This is a genomic window from Streptomyces sp. M2CJ-2 (assembly GCF_016757295.1).
Taxonomy (GTDB): Bacteria; Actinomycetota; Actinomycetes; order Streptomycetales; family Streptomycetaceae; genus Streptomyces.
Window position 1 is genome coordinate 1 of sequence record NZ_JAESIF010000263.1, and the last position, 855, is coordinate 855.

At 69.6% G+C, this 855-nt stretch carries 1 protein-coding gene; it reads right to left on the reverse strand.

What is annotated here, in order from left to right:
• Window positions 1-10 precede the first annotated feature (10 nt).
• A protein-coding gene (locus JL475_RS39210) for an IS5 family transposase (protein ID WP_202282958.1) occupies window positions 11-819 on the reverse strand; the annotation gives its coding sequence in 2 pieces (ribosomal slippage) (window positions 11-472 and window positions 475-819; 807 coding nt in all).
• Window positions 820-855 lie beyond the last annotated feature (36 nt).

Here is an 855-nt window from a genome sequence, read left to right on the forward strand (position 1 = left end):
AGAAGTCATCTCATTTGGCGAGTCTGCGGTAGCAGATGAGGGTGCAGGCGATGCTGGTGAAGGCCAGGAAGTGCTCGGCCTTGCGCTCGTAGCGGCGGTGGAGCCGGCGGCAGCCGGCCAGCCAGGACATGGTGCGTTCGATCGTCCACCGGTGCCGTCCCAGCCGCTGGGAGGTCTCGATGCCCTTGCGGGCGATGCGGTGCCGGATGCCCCGCCGGGCCAGCCATTGCCGCAGGTGGCGATAGTCGTAGCCCTTGTCGGCGTGCAGCTTGCCGGGCCTGCGCCGACGCGGGCCCCGGCGGGACCGGATGGGCGGTATGCCCTTCACCAGCGGGACCAGGGCCTGGCTGTCATGGACGTTGGCGCCGGAGATGCCGACGGACAGGGGCAGACCCGTCCGCTCCGTGAGCAAATGGATCTTCGACCCGTACTTGCCCCGGTCCACAGGATTCGGACCCGTCAGATCCCCCTTTTCAGGGCCCGCATGTTCACCGAGTCGATCGCGCACCGCGACCAGTCCAGCTCGCCGCGGGAGCCGAGTTCGTCCAGGACCAGCCGGTGCAGTTTGGCCCACACCCGGGCCTTGGTCCACTCGGTGAACCGGCGGTGGGCCGTCGCGCCGGACGGCCCGAACGACGCGGCGGGAAGCTGCTGCCACGTACAGCCCGACGTCGCCACGAACACGATCGCCGCCAGCACCTCCCGGTCGCCGTGCCGGCGCCGGCCGCCGCCCTGAGGCCGCGTCGGCGCCTCCGGCACCACCCGCTGGAACAGCTCCCACAACTCGTCCGGCACCAGCCGCTCAACGATCCCTGCCATGCCCAAGAGCCTATCGAGCCAAATGAGATGACTTCT